Here is an 18697-nt window from a genome sequence, read left to right on the forward strand (position 1 = left end):
GGAATCCTGTTAGTGAAGCCATTCGACGAGTTGCTTGGCGATCCGGTTGGCCGGCAGCACCCGATCGGCGCCGCCTTGCTGGATCAGCCGTTCCGGCATCCCGAACACGACGGCCGACTCCTCCGATTCGGCGACCGTGAGCCCGCCGCCGCGATGGATCTCGGCGAACGCCTCGGCGCCGTCGTGGCCCATGCCGGTGAGCATCACCGCGACCAGTTCGCGCGCCGGGTAGTGCTGCAGGGCTGAGCGCCCGAGCAGTTCCACCGATGGATGCCACAGGTGCTGCGGATGCGCCGGCTGCGGCAGGGCCACGCGCTGGTCGCGGCGCTTGCTCACCACTACATCGCCACCGCCGCGGGCGATATAGACGTTGCCGGGCACCAGCGGCATCGGTTCGGCCACTTCGTGTACCTGCAGTGCGCAGATGCGATCCAGGCGTTGCGCGAACAGGCCGGTGAACGCCGCCGGCATGTGCTGTGCGATCAGCACCGGCCAGGGGAAGTCCGCCGGCAGCAGCGGCAGGATGTCTTCCAGCGTGCGCGGCCCGCCGGTGGACACCCCGATCAGCACCAGGCCGCCTTCGCGCCGCGGTGCGGCGGCCGGCTTGGGCACCGGCATCGCCGCTTTCGGCTTGGGCGCCGGCGTGGCGCGCGCTGTCCGCGGCCGCGCGCGCGCGGCCTGCTTGACCTTGCTCAGCAGCTCTTCTTCGATCCGCTCCAGGTGCAGCGAAATGGTGCCGTCCGGCTTGGCGACGCAGTCCACCGCACCCAGCGCGAATGCCTCGAAGGTGGCCAGCGCGCTTTTCACCGTCAGCGAGGAGAGCATCACCACCGGGGTGGGGCGCTCGGCCATCACCAGCGACAGGGCGGTAAGTCCGTCCATTTCCGGCATGTTGATGTCCAGCGTCACCACGTCCGGCAGGAACGCACGGTTTTCCTCGACCGCTTCCCTGCCGTTGCGCGCCAGGCGGATCTCGAAGCCGCCGGCCTGCTCGAACAGGGTGGACAACTTGCGCCGCATCAGCGCCGAGTCGTCGACGATGAGCAGCTTGATCACGCCGCCTCGCTCAGGTGTTCCAGCGCTTGCAGGTCGCTGTGCGGCAGCAGCCGCTCCGGCTCGATCAGCAGGATCAGGCGGCGCTGCTTCTCCAGGTTGGCGACGCGGGTGATCAGGTTGGCCTGCTCCTCGCTCAGCTGCGGCGCCGGTTCGATCGCCTGGCGCGGCAGCTTCAGCACTTCGGTGACGGCATCGACGATGAAGCCGGTGCGCACGCCGCCGAGCAGGAACACCATGATCCGCTGCCGGTCGTCACGGTCCACGCGGGCCAGGCCCAGCCGCCGGCGCTGGTCGATCACCGGCAGCACGGCGCCGCGCAGGTTGATCACGCCTTCGACGAAAGCCGGCGTCCGCGGGACCCGGGTCAGTTCCGCCGGCACGCGCACGATTTCCTGCACGCTGGCGATCGGCACGGCGAACTCTTCCGCGTCCAGGTGGAACACCACCACCTGCTCTTCGTCGTCGATTTCCTCGTCGAGCAGTTCGTCGGCGGCGTCGTTCTGGCGGGAAAGATCCATGTGCAGGGCTTCCTTTATCTTCGAGTGGTCGAACAACTTGCTCGCTTCGATGATCGACACCAGGCGCTGTCCCTGGTCCAGGCGACAGATCTGGCTGATCTCGGCCATGTCGCCGCCGCGCGCCAGCAGCGCCGGGACCTGGTCCACCGCGCTCCGGTGCACGCGCAGGACTTCCTTGACGCTGTCCATCACCACGCCGACGGACAGGTGCCCGCTGTTGATCACCACGATGCGGCTGCGTTCGTTGACGCCCTGCCTGGGCAGGCCGAACAGGCTGCGCAGCGACACCAGTGGCAGCAGCCGCTGGCGCAGCGTCATCACGCCAAGCACGTGCTGCTGCGAGTGCGGGACCTGCACCAGGTGTTCCGGGACCTGCACGATTTCCTGCACCTGCTCGATGCCGATGGCGTATTCCTGCCCGGCGACCTCGAAGCTGACCAACTGCAGTTGATCGTTGTTGGCGTCGTCTTCCTCGTCGCGCGCGTCCTCGACGAAGCCGGCGCTGCCGGCATGCCGGACCAGCGCGCCGATGGTGCCGAACTGGCTGGCGATCAGGCGGGCGAAATCCAGCACCATCACCATCTGGTGCCCGCCCACGTCCTTGAGCAGGCCCGACAGCAGCTCGCTGTTGACGGTGGCGCTGATCTCGCCGATGTCCTGGATGGAATCCGGCTGCACCTCCACCACGCTGGCGACACGGTCGACCACGAAGCCCAGCGGCTGCCCCAGGTCGATCACCACCGCACGCGAACTGTCGTCGGCCGGGCGTTCGGGCAGACCGAACACGCGCGCCAGGCTGATGATCGGCAACACCCGGCCGCGCAGGTTGGCCAGGCCGTCCAGCGCCGGCGGCGCCAGCGGCACGCGGACCATGTCCGGGACGCGGATGATTTCCTGCACCGGCGCCATGTCCACCGCGAAGACCTCGCTGCCGACCAGGAAGGTGACGAACAGGCGCCCGCTGGACGTGCCGGCGCCCTCGGCGTCCGACGCGTCGTCGTCCATTCGCGCAGCCGCTGCGGCTTGCGAAGAAGGATCGTTGCTCATAAGACCCTCGCTGGCGCTCACGCGCTTTGCAGTTCGTCGGCCAGCGAGGAAATCTCCTCGATGGCGGCGGCCAGTTCTTCGGTGCCTTGCGACTGCTGCTGGGCGGCGGCGGCGGACTCGCTGGCGGCTTTTTCGGCCTGCTGCGCCGCCGCCGAGATCTGGGTCATGCCGGTCCGCACCTGGGAGATCGCGGTGGCGATGTCGTTGGCGCTGGCCAGCACCTCGGCGATGCCGGCTTCCGCGGCGGTGATGTCGGTCTCGATCTGGATCAGGTTGGCGGTGCTGACCTTGGCCTTTTCGGCTTCGTTGAAGGTGGTGGTGACGATCTCGTTGAGGTCGCGGCCGACCACGCCGATCTGGTCCTGCACCGCCTTCACCAGGTCCTTGATGCGGTCGGCGTTCTCGGCCGAATCGTGGGCCAGGTTGCGGATGTCGGTGGCCACGACCACGAAGCCCTTGCCGAACTCGCCGGCACGTGCGGCTTCGATCGCACCGTTGACCGCCAGCATGTTGGTCTGGATCGAGACGGTGGTGATGGCGTCGACGATCTTGTCGATGCGCCGCGACACCAGCTCCAGTTCGGTGATCTGGCGGATGCTGATGCGGGTGGCTTCGGCCGACTGGCCGATGCCGGCGATGAGCGTATCGACCGCGCTCTTGTTGACCGCCATCAGCCCCTTGATCGCGATCACGCGCTCGTTGCTGGTCTGCGCGCGGTTCTGCGCGATCGTCAGGCCGCTTTCGATCTGCGCGACCGCCGTGGCCGCTTCTTCGACGCTGGCCGCCTGCACCTGCGCACCGCGGCGGATCTGGTCGATCGCGGTCAGGATCTGCGCGCTGGAACGGTTGATCTCCTGCACCGCCGAGGACAGCTCTTCGGCGGCCGAGGCCACTTCCTCGGCGCTCTTGGCCACATCGGTGGAACTCTTCAGGTCCTCGGACAGTTCCGACAGCGCCTGCGTGGTCTGCTCGCACTCGCTCAGGGCACGCGACTGTTCGGCCACGGTCTTGGCCGATTCCTCGGCCGCCGCCGACTGCTCCTCGGCCGCCGCGGCGATGTTCTCCGACCCCTTCAGCGCCTGCTGGGTGGCGCTGGCGGACTGCTGCGCGCCATTGGCGATCTCGGTGGCGCCGGCGGCGACCTCGATGGCGTCCTTGCGGATCTGCTCGAGCTGTTCGGTGATCGTGCGGCCCTTGGCCACTTCGCTTTCGATGGAGGTCGCGGAGGTGTTGATGCCCTCGGCCACCACCTTCACTTCCTGCTGGATCTGTCCGACCAGGTCCTGGATCTGCTTGGCGCTCTTCTCCGAGGTCTCGGCCAGCGTGCGCACCTCGTCGGCGACCACGGCAAAGCCCTTGCCATGCTTGCCGGCACGGGCCGCCTCGATCGCGGCGTTGAGCGCCAGCAGGTTGGTCTGGTCGGCGATGCGTACCACCGCCTTGACGATGTCGCCGATGTTGGCGGCCTGCTGCTCCAGTTCCTGCACCCGCTGCACCGAGGCGGCCTGGCGTTGCGCGACGAAGCCGACGTTGGCGACCAGACTGATGATGTCGGTGTTGGCGCGTGCCACCAGCGCCTGCGTGGATTCCACCCGCGCCTGGCTCAGGTCCGCGTTGTGGCGCTGGCGGGCGATGGCGTCGTCCATCAGCTTGAAGGCGGCCAATGATTCCTGCGCGCCGCTGCTCGCTTCTTCCGCGCCGGCGGCGATCTGATCGGAGGCCCGCTTCAGTTCTTCGGCCGCCGCGGCGGCCTCGTTGATTCCCGAGGCCAGTTGCGTCGTCGCCGCGGCGATGCGCTCGGCGGCCTGCTGCTGCTTGGCCAGGGTGCGGGCGCGCTTGCGCTGCGCTTCGGCATCGCGGGTGGTGGTCGCACGCGGGCCGTCGGACGCCCTGGTGGCTTGCTTCTGGGAATGTTTCACGAGTGCCATTACGGGTCCTTGGGAGGATGGAGGTGTTTGATTTGAATGGACAAGTTGCGGACTGACTGCATTTATGAACAAATCTGAAACACTAGTGAAGTAAAGCCAATTTGTTTACAAAATGAGGTCAATTTTGACGAACTCTTCACGTATCGGCGGGTGAGCAGAGACCTTTAGGGCTGTTGTGAGCAAGGTGTGATGGGCTGCCGGAGTGTCGTTTTGCGATAGCACGCTGGTCTGGTTGGGCATGAGCAGATCTCCGTGATGCGACCCGCAGCGCGTGGGTATCGGCCCCGCGCGGTTACGCCATGGCATGGCCGCGGGCTGTTCCGTGGGGTCATTCGCTGCAGCAGATGACAGGCCCGCCCTGCGCGCCCTGCGTTGGCGCCGCGACGGGCGATGAGGATTCCGCGCGGCATCGAGGCCGGGCCATCCGTTCCGGCGTGACGCGCGGTCGCGCGCTGAACTCTCGGGCCGTGTTGTCGCGTGGTCACAGGCGCGAGCGGTGCTGGCGCCGGGAACGGTCGATCCGGGGTGACGTTCTCTAGGGTGAGACGACGGGCGTGTCGTCTTTACCGTCCGAAGGCCTGCGCTTCGCATGCATCGCCATGTTCGCAGAGCGCATCCGATGGATCTTCTATCGCGCGCAACGGGCGGAGCAGTCGGCAGCGACCCGGCGCCGTGGTGGCGAGCGCATTTGCCGGTTGACGCTCGCGGCCGCGGCATGCGCGAATAGTGCATGACCACTGTGCTTCTGAGCCTGGGCAGCAACCTGCGCCCGCATCACCACCTGGCCGCGGCGATCGCGGCGCTGCGCCGGCAGTTCGGCGCGATCGTCGTGTCGCCGACCTATCGCACCGCAGCGGTCGGTTTCGATGGGCCGGCGTTCCTCAACAATGCAGTGGCACTGCAGACCGATTGGGAGCTGGCGCCGCTGGATACCTGGCTGCACGCGTTGGAGGATGCGCACGGCCGCGACCGCAGCGGCCCGCGCTTCAGCGACCGCACCCTGGATATCGACGTGGTGTTCTACGGCGATCGCATCGTCGAAGGTCCCGGCCACCTGCGCATCCCCCGCCCCGAGCTGCGCCACGCCTTCGTGCTCAAGCCGCTGGCCGACATCGCCGCGGACTTCGTCGATCCTGTCAGCGGCCAACGCCTTGGTGCGCTGTGGCAGGCGCATGCGGAGCATGGCAAGGCGTTCGAGGTGGTGGAGTTGGTTGAGTAGTGGGGATTCGGGATTGGGGATTCGCAAAAGCGGATACCCGATGCGCTCTCGCCGTTGCTGCTGCCTGAAGCGAATCCCGAATCCCTACATCCCGAATCCCTGCTTCACAGCGAATCCCCAATCCCGAATCCCCAATCCCGGCCTCACATCAGCCCGCGCCCCCCATCCAGCCGCAAGGTCTGTCCGGTGACGAAGCTGGCGTCGTCGAGCAGCCAACGCACGGCCTCGGCGATTTCCTCGACCTGGCCGGTGCGCGCCAGCGGGGTGCGTGCCAGCAGTGCCTGTTGCGCGGCGGCGTCCTTGCCGGCGTCGGGCCACAGGATCGCGCCGGGGGCGATGGCGTTGACCCGCACCTGCGGTGCCAGTTCCAGTGCCAGCGAGCGGGTCAGCATCGCCAGGGCGGCCTTGGCCGCGCTGTACAGCGGATGCGCGCGCAGCGGCTGTTCGGCGTGCAGGTCGGTGAGGTTGACGATCGCGCCGCCATGCTGGCGCAGCTGCGGGGCCGCGGCCTGCGCCAGGAACAGCGGGGCGCGCGCGTTGACCGCGAACAGGTCGTCCCACTGCGCTGGCGTGGCGTCATGCAATGGCGTGGGATAGAAGTTGGAGGCGTTGTTGACCAGCGCATCGAGCCGGCCAAAACGCGCCACGCATCGCGTCACCAGCTCGGGCAGGCGTGCGGTGTCGCGCAGATCGGCCTGCAGGGTCAATGTGCTGCCGGTGCGCACGGTTTCCAGTTCCTGCGCCAGCGCGTGCAGCTCGGCCTGCGAGGTGTGCGCATGCAAGGCGACGTCGTAGCCGGCCGCATGCAGGCGCCGGGCAATGCCGGCGCCGATGCGCCGCGCGCTGCCGGTGATCAGGGCGACTTTGGTCTGGGTCATGTACGGGTTCCATGCTCGGCTATGCTGTGCATTGTCCACGCAATCCGGCACCGCATGCCCACCGACCTTCCTTTGCCCGATGCCACCGCATTGGCCCACAGCGAGCGCCTGGCCGCGCATGTGCGCGCCGAGATCGCCGCCGCCGGCGGGGCCATTCCCTTCTCGCGTTTCATGGAGCTGGCGCTGTACGCGCCCGGCCTCGGCTACTACAGCGCCGGCAGCAGCAAGTTCGGCGAAGAGGGCGATTTCGTCACGGCGCCGGAACTGGGGCCGCTGTTCGCCGCGACCGTGTCCAATGCATTGGCGCCGGTGCTGCAACAACTCGGGCCGCAGGCACGCATGCTGGAGGTGGGCGGCGGCAGCGGCGCCTTCGCCGAGGTCATGCTCAAGCGCCTGCTGGCGCTGGATGCGTTGCCCGAGCGCTACGCGATCCTGGAACCCAGTGCCGACCTGCGCGAACGCCAGCGCGAGCGCTTGGCGCGCACGCTGATCCCGCCGGTGTTCGATCTGGTGGAGTGGCTGGACCGGCCGTTCGACGACGACTGGAACGGCGTGCTGTTCGCCAACGAGGTGATCGATGCCTTGCCGACGCCGCGCTTCGCGCTGCGCGACGGCGAAGTGTTCGAGGAGACCGTGACCCTGGACGGCGAGGGCCGCTTCCGCCGCGGCGAACAGCCGGCCGACCCGCTGCTGGCGGCGGCGGTGCGGCACATCGAGCGCTATCTGCAGGTGCCGTTCGCCGACGGCTACCGCTCCGAGCTGCTGCCGCAGTTGCCGTACTGGATCCAGGCGGTGGCCGGCGGCCTGCGCAGCGGCGCGATGCTGTTCGTGGACTACGGCTATCCGCGCCGCGAGTTCTATCTGCCCGAGCGCGACGACGGCACCTTGCGCGCGTTCTACCGGCACCGCACGCACGCCGACCCGTACCGCTGGCCGGGCCTGCAGGACCTGACCGCGTCGGTGGACTTCACCGCGCTGGCCGAGGCCGGCACCGGAGCGGGCTTCGACCTGGCCGGCTACTGCAACCAGGCCAGCTTCCTGCTCGGTAACGGCCTGGACGCGCTGCTGGCCGAGGCCGAGGCGCGCGGCGACGAAGCCGCGCAACTGCGTCTGCGCCAGCAGGTGAAGCGGCTGACCCTGCCCAGCGAGATGGGCGAGCGCTTCCAGGTGATGGGCTTCGAGCGCGACGTGTCGCTGGCACCGGCGTTCCTGTCCGGCGACCTGACCTGGCGGCTGTGATGGCGGCGGTGCGCGCCTTCCGTTGGCCCTGGTTGTGGCTGGGGCTGTGGTGGCTGGGCATCGCGGTGCTGATCTACGTGTGCATGATGCCGCACCCGCCGCAATTGTCGGACCTGCCCGACAGCGACAAGGCCGAGCACTTCATTGCCTACCTGCTGCTGGCCGCCGCGGCGGTGCAGGTCTATGCCGGGCCACGCGCCTGGGCCTGGGCTGCGCTGGGCCTGCTGGCGCTGGGCGTGGGCATCGAGTTCGCGCAGGGCGCCTGGACCACCACGCGCTCGGCCGATCCGCTGGATGCGCTGGCCGATGCCCTGGGCGTGGCGGCCGGCATGGCCACCGCGGCCACGCCGTGGCGCGATCTGCTCTGGCGGCTGGAGCGCGGCAGCCTGCGCCGTCGCTGACGATGTCGCCGCGCGGTCTACGGCGTCGGCCAAGTTGTGGAATTCCCGGCCGCGCGCAAGGCGCGGCAGGCGCGCGGCAGCCTAGAGTGCCGGCGCCGGGCAGACTGCCCGGTCGCCGCGCGGCGACTCCGCGCGCCTGTGCAGGAGAACACGCATGCAAGCACGCCACTCCCCCCGTGCCGCGCGCGGCGCCGGCCTGTTCGCCGCGCTGTGCCTGGCCGCCAGCGCCACCCCCGCCAGCGCGGCCTGGAACGATGTCTGCAGCGGCACCGCCACCTACACCAGCTCCGGCTATTCCGGCGGCGCCCTGCTGCTGGATCCCATCGATCCCACCGCGCCGATCACCGCGTTGAATCCGACGCAGCTCAACTACGGCGGAATCCAGGCGGCGCTGGCCGGCGCCTACCTGCAGGTGCAGGGACCGCGGGGTACGGTCACCGTCTACGTCACCGACCTGTATCCGGAAGGCGCCGACTGCGGGCTGGATCTGTCGCCCAATGCCTTCGCCGCGATCGGCGACACCAGCGCCGGGCGCATCCCGATCCGCTGGCAGGTGGTGGCCGCGCCGGTCAGCGGCAACGTGGTGTACCGGATCAAGGAGGGCAGCTCGCAATACTGGGCGGCGATCCAGGTGCGCAACCACCGCTATCCGGTGGTGAAGTTCGAATACAAGAAGAACGGCGACTGGATCAGCCTGCCCAAGACCGCGTACAACCATTTCGTCGGCGAGCAGATGGGCGCGCAACTGCTGGAAATCCGCCTCACCGACATCCGCGGCCAGGTGGTCACCGATACGCTCGCCGCGCTGCCCAGCCAGGGCGACAAGGACGTGTACTTCGCCGACGGGCACGTGCAGTTTCCGCGCTGAAGCACGGTCGCGCATGCGCTATCGGTAGACGCGCGCCTGCGTCGCGGAGATGGCTCCGCGGTGCAGGCGCGTTGCTGGCTCAGAACTTGAAGTGCACCGTCGCCATGTAGCGGCGGCCGTTGTGGTAGCGCCCGACCGGATGGTCCTTGTCGCCCAGGTACTGCAGGTATTCCTCGTCCAGCAGGTTCTGCGCGTCCAGTTGCAGCGACCACTGCGCATTGATCGCGTAGCCCACGCTGGCGCCCAGGTCGGTGTAGTCGTCAACGCTGGCCGGCGCGGCGCCGGCGACGTAGCCGCCGGCCAGGTAGCTGTCGCGCCAGTTCAGGCTGATCCGCGCGTTCCACGGCCCCTTCTCGTAGTACGGGCTGAAGGCGACGCTGTTGCGCGACTGGTAGGGCAGTGGGTTGCCGCTGTTGTTCTCGCCGCTGGCGTAGGTGTAGTTGGCGGACAGGCCGAAGCCGCTCTCGCCGAACGGCTGCTGGTAGGCCAGGGTGAAGCCCTTGACCTTGCCGTCGCCGGCGTTGCGCGGGCGCTGGATGCTGTAGTCGCAATAGCCGTCGGCGGTGCAGCCGTTGCTGCCGAGCAGTTGCGCCCAGGTCTGCGGCGACGTGTCGCGGATCGCGTTGTACTGGCGCTCGATGGTGGCCGAGGTGTCGATGTAGTTGTCGATCTTCTTGTAGAAGATGGACCACGCCACCACCGCCTGCGGCGCGAAGTAGTACTCGGCCGAGAGATTGAAGTTCCACGATTCGTAGGGCGAGAGCTCGGCATTGCCGCCGCTGCCGGTGAGCGTGGTGTCGTTGAGGAAGGTGTTGTTGACCATCTGGTTGTACGGCGCCCAGGCGATCACCTTGCCGGCGCCGAAGCGGAACACCCAGTCGTTGTCGGTGTCGTAGGCCAGGTTCAGCGACGGCAGCAGGAAATGCTCGGTCTGCGTGCGGGACTGCCACTTGCTGTCCAGGTCCTGCAGGGTCGGCGTGCCGCTGTAGACGAAACCGCTGCCCTCGGTCTTGGAGCGCACGTAGCGCAGGCCCAGGTTGCCGCGCAGGCCGCCGTTGGAGAAATTGAGCTGCGCGTAGGCGGCGTTGTTGGTCTGCTGCAGCGCCCAGGTGTTGTTGAGGTAGCTGGACGGGTCGGGATTGGCGTAGTCGACCGGGCTGTTGCGGATCCAGTCGATCACGTTGCCGCGCCCGGCCTGCACGTGCTGGCCCTGATCGGGATAGAACCCGCGGATGTCGGTCAGGCCGATGGTGCCGATGTCGGCCAGCGTGGCGGGGGTGACGCCGCCGTACACGTTGAGCGCGAAGTCTTCGTCGTGCTTGCCCTGGCGCACGCCGACCAGCAACTGGTTGAACACGCCGTCGAACTGCAGGTCCAGATCGAGTTGGCCGTAGCGGTCCTTGCTCTGGGTGGAGAACACGCCGTTGTTGCCGATCCAGCCGCCGGCCGAACCCCAGTTGGCCGGATTGCGCGCGGCCGCCGCATCGTCGAAGCGGATGCCGCGATCCAGGTCCCAGCGGAAGCCGCCGTTGTAGAACGGCTCGATGAAATACTGTGCCAGGTGGTCGTTGTCGGACTTGCTCTGGCCGACCTGGCCGCGCAAGGTCCAGCGTTCGCCGCGGTAGGCGCCGCGCAGGTCCAGGCCCTTGGTGGTCACCTGCGACTGGCGCACGTTGTTGTCGTAGATCACCGTGCCGCCGCCCGCGCTGGCGTTGGCGCTGGAATGGCCGCTGTTGACCACGCCGTTGCGCACGTCGCCCAATGCGTCGACCGCGGCCACGGTGCCCGGGTTCCAGGTCAGGAAGCTGTACATCGACTGGTTGTAGTTGTCGAAGTCTTCCTTGATGTACAGGCCGCTGAGGTTGAACTCCAGCGCGTCGCTGGGCTTGAGCTGCAGGTTGAGCACCGCGCTGTCGCGCTTGCGGTCCTGCTGGAACCAGGCGGCGTTGATCGAGTTGGGCACGTCGGCATCGGCGGGCACGCCGGCGGCGTTGGCGAAGGTGCTGGCCTTGGCGTAGCCGAACACCTCCAGGCCTTGGCGGTCCACGCGCTCTTCGTAGTGCTGCGCGGAGACCGCGACGCCGAAGGTTTCCTGCGGATTCTTCCAGCTGTACAGCAGCGAGGCGTTGGGCTTGCCCTCGCTGGCCTGCTGGCTGTAGCTGTAACCCACCGAGCCGGCGATCTCGTTGGCCTTCAGGTCCAGCGGCTGGCGGCTGTGCATCAGCACGGTGCCGCCGAGGCTGCCCTCGGTCAGCCGCGCCTCGGTGGACTTGACGATCTCCGCGCGGCCCAGGATCTGCGGCGACAGCAGGGTGTAGTCGAAGCCGCGGTTGGGCTGCTCGCCGTACAGCCAGATCGCCTGCGCCACCGGGTGGCCGTCCAGGAACGACAGGTTGAGGCTGGGATCGGTGCCGTCGATGCTGACCCGCTCGCCCTGGCCGAAGCGGCGGTCGATGGTGACGCCCGGGATCTGCGCGAACGCTTCGGCGACGTTGGTGCTGGGGAACTTGCCGATGTCCTCGGCGGTGATCGCCTCGGACACGGTGACGTTGTTGCGCTTGGTGTCCAGCGACTTCTCCAGGCTGGCGCGAATGCCGACCACCTGGACCGCGTCCAGATCGGTGGCGGCGGAGTCGGCCTGCTGCGCCTGCGCGGCGAAGGCGAGGACGCTGGCGGCGATGGCCGCGGACAGGACGGAATGGCGATATTGCATGATGTCTCTCCCTCATCATTCAATGAATCAACGCGATTGCGCGGACGTCGGGCCGCGTGCCGGAGTTGCCTGTTGCCTTACTGCCTGTGGTGCGGAAGCGGGTTGGAGTGCCGGGTGATGCGGAACGCGGAGGCCGTGTCGCGTTGCGCAGGAAGGCGGGTGCTGCCGGTGTCGCGCAGACGCGCGTTCCTCAAGGGCTCCGGCGTGTTCAGGGCGAGATGGCGTGAATCGGGTGCGGATGACGGCGACGCCGCCCGTGGCGATCGATCGGACCACGCACCGACAGCGAGATGCCGCAGCCATCGCGACAGGGGGCTTGGCGCGGCATGCGCCGACGGCCGCAAGCCGGGCAGGGCGGGCCGCCGTCTCTGCTCATGCCACGAAGTGCCGCGTGCGACACGCGGTACGCGCATCCGGATCATTGCGATCACATGCCTCCCCTGGCCCCGCTTTCGCGCCGCACATGCGCGGCTACACCCCCGTGTGCGCCGATTCTTACGAGGCTATGACAACGATGTCAAGTCTTGGCAGGAAAATTTGTCTGGTTCTGGTTTTGCCACAAAAAATCGGTATTGGATCCCGGAAAGAATGTTGCGCCGGGGGAGAAATGCATGGTTATCAAGTGGTTGTGCGAGCGGTCGGGCGGGTTCGCGACCGTGCACAGATGAGAATGCAGTGCGGTTATGTGGCATCGCACAAAATTGGTCTCGTTGTCACAATTGGTGCGGCATAGGTATCGTGACAACGATGCGTGGAAAATGCCGCGCCGGAAATATTTTATCCGCGCATGTAATTGATAAATAAGAAATTTACTGAGATCCGCGTGCGAGTCCAGGCGTCATTGTGCGATTTCGTGCGGCACGGCGTTGACACAATCTTTCTAAGACCATAAGAATCGAGGCGCCTGGAATTGGTCCTTGCCAATTCGGGCTCGATCCGTCCAGCAGCACATGCAGTCGCCCGTTCCGGGGAAGGGACGGGGACGCGCCTCCCGCAAGACAGGGCGCAGGAAACAGACAGAACGCTTCATCGATTCCGTGTCCGCACGGACGGCATCGCCCTGCGCGTCGCGTGGGGCGCGATGGAGGGTGCTGCCTGCCGATCGCCGCCCTGGATGTCAGCCGTCGTCGTGCCGATCAGCCATCAACCAGGATAGCCCAATGCCACATGTCGCCCGCTCCCGTTCGCATTGTTGTCCCCTGTCCGTCCTCGCCAGCGCCATCGCGTTCGGCCTGCTCAGTACCGGTGCGCAGGCGCAGGAAGCGCCAGCGTCCGATTCGATTTCCCAGCTCGATACGGTGACCGTCACCAGTTCCTACCAGAAGAGCCTGATCACCGCGCTGGACAACAAACGCGCAGACGCGCGCATGACCGACGGCATCTCGTCGGAGGACATCGGCAAGTTCCCGGCCGAGAACATCGCCGAGGCGATCCAGCGCATTCCCGGCGTGCAGATCTCCACCATCAACGGCCGCGGCTCGACCATCAGCATCCGCGGCCTGGGTCCGCAGTACTCGGCCACCACGATCAACGGCCAGACCATCAAGAGCGCCGATTTCACCGACGGCTTCCGCTACGACATCATCCAGCCGGAAGTGGCCGCGGCGATCGAAGTGATCAAGTCGCCCTCGGCGGACATGGACGCCGGCGGGCTGTCGGGCACGGTCAACATCGAGACCACCAAGCCGCTGGACTACAAAGAGCGCAAGCTGATCTTTTCGGCGAAGGAGCAGTATTCCGAATTCGCCGGCGGCGCGCCGACGCCGAAGGGCGTGCTGACCTACATCGACCAGTTCCATCTGGCCGACGGCGGCGAACTGGGCGTGTTCGTCAACGCCGGCTACCAGAAGCTCAAGGACCGCGCCGACTACCTGTGGATCGACCGCTGGTACACCCAGGACACCGGGGACGGCACGCTCTACATCCCGCGCCGTCCGCGCTACCGCTCGATCGAGCGCGAGACCGACCGCAAGATGCTCACCGCCGGGCTGCAGTGGAAGCCCAACGACCGGCTGGAGATGAACCTGACGGCGCTGTACTCGCAGGACAAGACCGACAACGACATGAACCAGTTGGTCTACTCCTTCGAACGCAATTACCTGAGCGTGCTGCAGACCGACGGCCTGACCGCGACCAAGGTGTCGGCGTCCAACTACTGGCTGGAGAACAACCGCCAGCTCGAGCGCCACGACCTGACCTCGCAGCTGCTGACCTGGGACGCGCGCTGGAAGGGCGACGCATGGACCTTCAGCGGCGTGGCCAACTACACCGAAGGCAAGACCGACGAGGACGAGCGCGCGGCGATCCTCGGCCGCAAGCCGACCGCGACGCTGTTCGACATGTCCAACCCCGGCGCGATCTCGCTGACCACCGATGCCGACGCCACCGATGCCAGCGCCTGGAACAAGGCCAACCTGGTCCGCGACGAGTACCCCAACGGCGCGATCAACGCGCTGCGCAACAAGGAATGGTCGCTGCAGTTCGATGCCGAGCGCTACGTCGGCAACGGCTTTCTCGACGCGATCAAGGTCGGCACCAAGTTCCGCCGCGAGACCTTCGACCGCAACGTCTGGCGCCGCGACTTCCTGTACCTGATCAACTCCGGCGCGGTGTCCGGCTACGGCATGTTCCCGGAGCTGTCGGCGGCCAGTTCCAACGTCAGCAACTTCCTCGACGGCAACCTGGCCTCGCAGAGCGACTGGGTGGCACCGGACGTCTACGCCTACGCCAGGGCGTTGGCCGCCTCCGGCATCACCGTGCCGGTGCTGTTCGCGCCGCAGGCCAGCTACCACATCCGCAACGACATCTTCTCCGCGTATGCGCTGGCCAAGATCGACACCGACCTGGGCAGCATGCGCCTGCGCGGCAACGTCGGCGTGCGCTACGAGAACACCAAGCGCACTACCGACACCTACCTGACCACCGCCTCGCAGTACAGCGAGGATGCCAACGAGGTGGTCGGCACCGAGCGCGCGCCGTACGACTACCACAACTGGCTGCCCAGCCTGAACCTGGTGCTGGACATGCGCGAGGACCTGCTGCTGCGCCTGGCCGCCGGCAAGGTGCTGGTGCGGCCGATTCTGGACAGCAACACCGCCATCGCCACGACCATCTCCTCCGGCAGCAACACCGGCGGCACCACCACCTACGACGTGTCGCTGGGCCAGACCGACCTGAAGGCGCTGACCGCCGACCAGGCCGACCTCAGCCTGGAGTGGTACTACGGGCAAGGCGGCGGGCTGACCCTGGCCGGCTTCTGGAAGAACGTCAAGAACGGTACCTTCAACAGCATCGTCTGCCCGGCCACGTTCAACGGCACGGCGCTGTCCACCAATGGCGCCGGCGACTGCGTGGACGGCGGCGGCAACATCTACGAGATCACCGCCACCCGCAACGACCCGAGCAAGGTCAAGATCAAGGGCTACGAACTGGGCTGGACGCAATCGTTCGATGCCTGGCTGCCGATCCCCGGCTTCGGCCTGACCGCCAACTTCACCCGGGTGATCCCGCAGCGCGACACCGACTTCAAGATCCGCAACCTGTCGGAGAAGACCTGGAACGCCACCGGCTACTGGGAGAACGCGATGTTCTCCGCGCGCCTGTCGCTGAACCACCGCAGCGAGTACGAGCAGGACAGCAGCGACAGCTTCTTCGCCCGCGAAGGCCACACCATGAAGGCGCGCACCCAGGTCGACGCGGTGCTCGGCTACCAGGCCACCGACAAGCTCAGCTTCCAGCTCGGCGCGCTCAACCTGACCAACAAGAAAGAAGAGGCGTACAAGGACATCAGCAGCCGCTGGCAGATGACCGGGGTCACCGGCCGCAGCTTCTACGTGTCGATGCAGTGGGACATCCTGTGAGGGCGGCGCACGCGCCTGCGGGCTAGCGCGACCCTGGCCCGGCGCCGCGGTGGCGCCGGGCGCTCGATCCGATGAGGACAAGCGCATGCAACGAAGAACGTTCCTGGCCGGCAGCGCCGGCGCCGGCCTGCTGCTGGCACTGCCGCGCGGAAGCTGGGCCGGCATGGCGGCGTCCGCGGGCATCGCCGGCAGCGGCGCCGCCGCGGTGGCGGCCGTGCCGGGGCTGACGCTCGCGGCCGATCCCGGCCTGTTCTGCCTGGACGAGGGCTGGCGTTTCCACGAAGGCGACATCCCGTTTCCGCCGATCACCGGTCAGGACGCCAGCTACGACAACGCCAAGGCCGGCAAGGCCTGGGGCGCGGCCGCCGGCGATTTCGACGACAGCCAGTGGCGGCAACTGCGGCTGCCGCACGATTTCGCCATCGAGCAGCCGATCGAGGCCAGCGCCAACGTGGCGCAGGGCTATCGTCGCCGCGGTATCGCCTGGTACCGGCGCAGCCTGCGGCTGGACCAGGCGCAGCGCGGCAAGGCGCTGGAACTGCGCCTGGACGGCGTCGCCAGCCGCGCCACGGTGTGGGTCAACGGCCTGCTGATGGCGCGTGGCTGGAGCGGCTACGACGGCCTCGCCATCGACATCAGCGCGATCGCACGCTATGGCCAGGATCTCAACACCATCGCGGTGCGCGTGGACGCCGAGGCGATGGACGGGTGGTGGTACGAGGGCGCCGGGCTCTACCGGCATACCTGGCTGGCGGTGCGCGATGCCCTGCATATCGTCGGCGACGGCGTGCATGCGGTGCCGCGCGCCGGGGCCGACGATCGCTGGACGCTGCCGGTGACGGTCACCGTCGCCAATGTCGGCGAACAGGCCGATGCGGCGCGGCTGGAAACCACGCTGTACGACGCGCAGGGCACGGTGGTGGCGCAGGGCAGTACCGCGCTGCAGGCCGGCGCACTGGCGCAGGCGGAGGCGCAGGTGGTGTTGCAGGTAGAGCGGCCGCAGCGCTGGGACGTGGCCGCGCCGCACCTGTACCGGCTCGCGACGGTGCTGCGCAGCGAAGGCCGCGAGCGCGACCGCCGCGAATGCGCGATCGGCTTTCGCACGCTGCGCTTCGATGCGCAGCAAGGCTTCTTCCTCAACGAGCGGCCGCTCAAGATCAAGGGCGCCTGCCTGCACCAGGACCATGCCGGGGTCGGCGTGGCGGTGCCGGACAGCCTGCTGGAATTCCGCATCCGCCGGCTCAAGGCGCTGGGCTGCAACGCGATCCGCCTGCACCACGCGGTGGCCGCCGAACTGCTCGACGTGTGCGACCGGCTGGGCATGCTGGTGATGGCCGAGAACCGCGTGTTCAATCCCGCGCCCGACTATGCCGCGCAACTGCGCTGGCTGGTGCGCCGCGACCGCAACCGCGCCTGCGTGTTCCTGTGGTCGGTGTTCAACGAAGAGCCGATGCAGGGCACCGCCGCCGGCTACGAGATGGTGCGCCGCGCGGTTGCGTTGGTGCGCACCTTGGACGACAGCCGCCCGGTGACCGCGGCGATGAACGACGGCATGCTGACCCAGCGCAACGCGGCCCATGCGGTGGACGTGGTCGGCTTCAACTACCGCCAGTTCAACTACGACCGGGTGCATGCGGCGATGCCGCACACGCCGCTGCTGTCCAGCGAGGACACCAGTGCGTTCCAGACCCGCGGCGCCTGGTTCACCGACATGGATGCGCACGTCATCGCCGAGGACGATTCGGTCGCCGCGCCCTGGGGCAACACCCATCGCCAGTCTTGGAAACTGATCGACGAGCGGCCCTACCTGGCCGGCAGCTTCGTTTGGACCGGCTTCGACTATCGCGGCGAGCCGACCCCGTTCGAATGGCCCTCGGTGTCCTCGTTCTTCGGCATCATGGACCTGTGCGGCTTCCCGAAAGGCGCTTATTGGTTGCGCCAGGCGCAGTGGATCGACGATGCGCCGGTGCTGCAGTTGCTGCCGCACTGGAACTGGCCGGGCCGCGAGGGCATCCCGATCAAGGTGATGGCGTTCTGCAACGCGCAGCAGGTGGAGCTGTGGCTCAACGGCCGCTCGCAGGGGCGGCAGGCGGTGGACCGGATCGCGATGAACACCTGGCAGGTCGTGTACGCGCCCGGCGTGCTGGAAGCGGTGGCGTACCGCGACGGGCGCGAGGTCGCGCGGCAGCGGGTGCAGACGGTCGACGCGCCGGTGGCGCTGCGGCTGACCCCGGACCGGCTGCGCATGCGCGGCGACGGCCGCGACGCGCAACCGATCACCCTGGAGGCGGTGGATGCGCAAGGCCGCCACGTGCCGTTCGCCGACGCGCAGATCACGCTGCAGATCGAGGGCGGGCGCCTGCTCGGCGTCGGCAACGGCGACCCGAACCGGCATGCGCCCGACAACGTGCCGCAGGTGCAGTTGTTCAACGGCCTGGCGCAGGCCATCGTCGAGGCCGGCAGCGATCGCCGCCGGCTGCGCATCGAGGCAAGCGCGCCGGGCCTGCGGGCGGCGCAGGCGAGCATCGCGCTGGAGGCGGCGCCGCCGCCGCTGTCGTTGCCGCCGGCTGCCGCGGCGATGGTGGTGGGCGGCTGGCGGCATACCCTGCCGTTCGCCGCGCCGCCGGATCCGGCGCTGCCGCGCGCGCCCAACGACAACAACAGCTGGAGCTTCTGCCAGCCCGGCAACCTGGAGACGCGTGCCGAGCGCGACGGCTACGTGCTGTATCGGACCGCGTTCACGCCCTGGGCCGGGATCCAGCAGCGTGGTGGCCGGCTGCGGCTGGGCCGCGCGACCGGCGCGGTCCAGGTGTATCTGGACCGGCAGCGGGTCGCCAGCGTGGCCGCGGGGCAGCCGGTGTCCCTTCGGTTGCCGCCAGCGTCCGGCGAACGCGTGCTGGCCGTGGTGATGCAGGTGACGGCCGGAACGCCGTTCGGCTTCGACGATGTCGCGACAGTGGAGTATTGAGC

General features: G+C 68.0%; 10 protein-coding genes and 1 pseudogene. 6 read left to right on the top strand and 5 right to left on the bottom strand.

What is annotated here, in order from left to right:
* Positions 1–9 precede the first annotated feature (9 nt).
* Genes cheB through GGR64_RS18800 form a run of 3 tightly spaced genes read right to left on the bottom strand, consistent with a single transcriptional unit; the run spans position 10 to position 4549 of the window.
* Complete coding sequence (cheB, locus tag GGR64_RS18790; protein WP_184647727.1) at positions 10–1056, bottom strand: chemotaxis-specific protein-glutamate methyltransferase CheB; 1047 nt, start codon at positions 1054–1056, stop codon at positions 10–12.
* Positions 1053–2579, bottom strand: coding sequence for a chemotaxis protein CheW (locus GGR64_RS18795; protein WP_221236287.1), 1527 nt, complete (start codon positions 2577–2579; stop codon positions 1053–1055). The genes cheB and GGR64_RS18795 overlap by 4 nt, the downstream gene beginning before the upstream one ends.
* A gap of 59 nt (positions 2580–2638) precedes the next feature.
* The gene (locus tag GGR64_RS18800) at positions 2639–4549 is read right to left on the bottom strand and encodes a methyl-accepting chemotaxis protein (protein ID WP_184647731.1); all 1911 of its coding nucleotides are present in this window, start codon (positions 4547–4549) and stop codon (positions 2639–2641) included.
* A 730-nt stretch (positions 4550–5279) separates the two neighbouring features.
* Between GGR64_RS18800 and folK the strand changes: the two genes are divergently transcribed.
* Positions 5280–5768 (top strand): 2-amino-4-hydroxy-6-hydroxymethyldihydropteridine diphosphokinase, encoded by a 489-nt coding sequence (gene folK, locus GGR64_RS18805; protein WP_184647733.1) that lies wholly within the window; start codon positions 5280–5282, stop codon positions 5766–5768.
* Between the two features lie 143 nt (positions 5769–5911).
* Here folK and GGR64_RS18810 read toward each other — a convergent pair whose 3' ends face one another.
* Positions 5912–6646 (bottom strand): pteridine reductase, encoded by a 735-nt coding sequence (locus GGR64_RS18810; RefSeq protein ID WP_184647735.1) that lies wholly within the window; start codon positions 6644–6646, stop codon positions 5912–5914.
* 54 nt (positions 6647–6700) lie between these two features.
* Between GGR64_RS18810 and GGR64_RS18815 the strand changes: the two genes are divergently transcribed.
* The 3 genes and pseudogenes from GGR64_RS18815 to GGR64_RS18825 all read left to right on the top strand — a co-directional run.
* Positions 6701–7885 carry an SAM-dependent methyltransferase gene (locus GGR64_RS18815; protein ID WP_160966809.1) on the top strand — a complete coding sequence of 395 codons (1185 nt, stop codon included), beginning with the start codon at positions 6701–6703 and terminating at the stop codon, positions 7883–7885.
* On the top strand, positions 7885–8286 hold the full coding sequence (locus GGR64_RS18820) for a VanZ family protein (RefSeq protein WP_160966811.1): 402 nt from the start codon (positions 7885–7887) through the stop codon (positions 8284–8286). Before GGR64_RS18815 ends, GGR64_RS18820 begins: the two co-directional genes overlap by 1 nt.
* 262 nt (positions 8287–8548) lie before the next feature.
* A pseudogene (locus GGR64_RS18825) lies at positions 8549–9154 on the top strand (expansin EXLX1 family cellulose-binding protein); the annotation flags it as partial.
* Between the two features lie 79 nt (positions 9155–9233).
* Here GGR64_RS18825 and GGR64_RS18830 read toward each other — a convergent pair.
* Positions 9234–11867, bottom strand: coding sequence for a TonB-dependent receptor (locus GGR64_RS18830; protein ID WP_184647739.1), 2634 nt, complete (start codon positions 11865–11867; stop codon positions 9234–9236).
* 1160 nt (positions 11868–13027) lie between these two features.
* Here GGR64_RS18830 and GGR64_RS18835 point away from each other — a divergent pair.
* Both GGR64_RS18835 and galA read left to right on the top strand, forming a co-directional pair.
* On the top strand, positions 13028–15727 hold the full coding sequence (locus GGR64_RS18835; protein ID WP_184647741.1) for a TonB-dependent receptor: 2700 nt from the start codon (positions 13028–13030) through the stop codon (positions 15725–15727).
* An 85-nt stretch (positions 15728–15812) separates the two neighbouring features.
* The gene (galA, locus tag GGR64_RS18840) at positions 15813–18695 is read left to right on the top strand and encodes a beta-galactosidase GalA (RefSeq protein ID WP_184647743.1); all 2883 of its coding nucleotides are present in this window, start codon (positions 15813–15815) and stop codon (positions 18693–18695) included.
* The last annotated feature ends 2 nt before the right edge of the window (positions 18696–18697 follow it).

This window comes from Xanthomonas sp. 3307 (genome assembly GCF_014199735.1).
GTDB classification, from domain to species: Bacteria; Pseudomonadota; Gammaproteobacteria; order Xanthomonadales; family Xanthomonadaceae; genus Xanthomonas_A; species Xanthomonas_A rydalmerensis.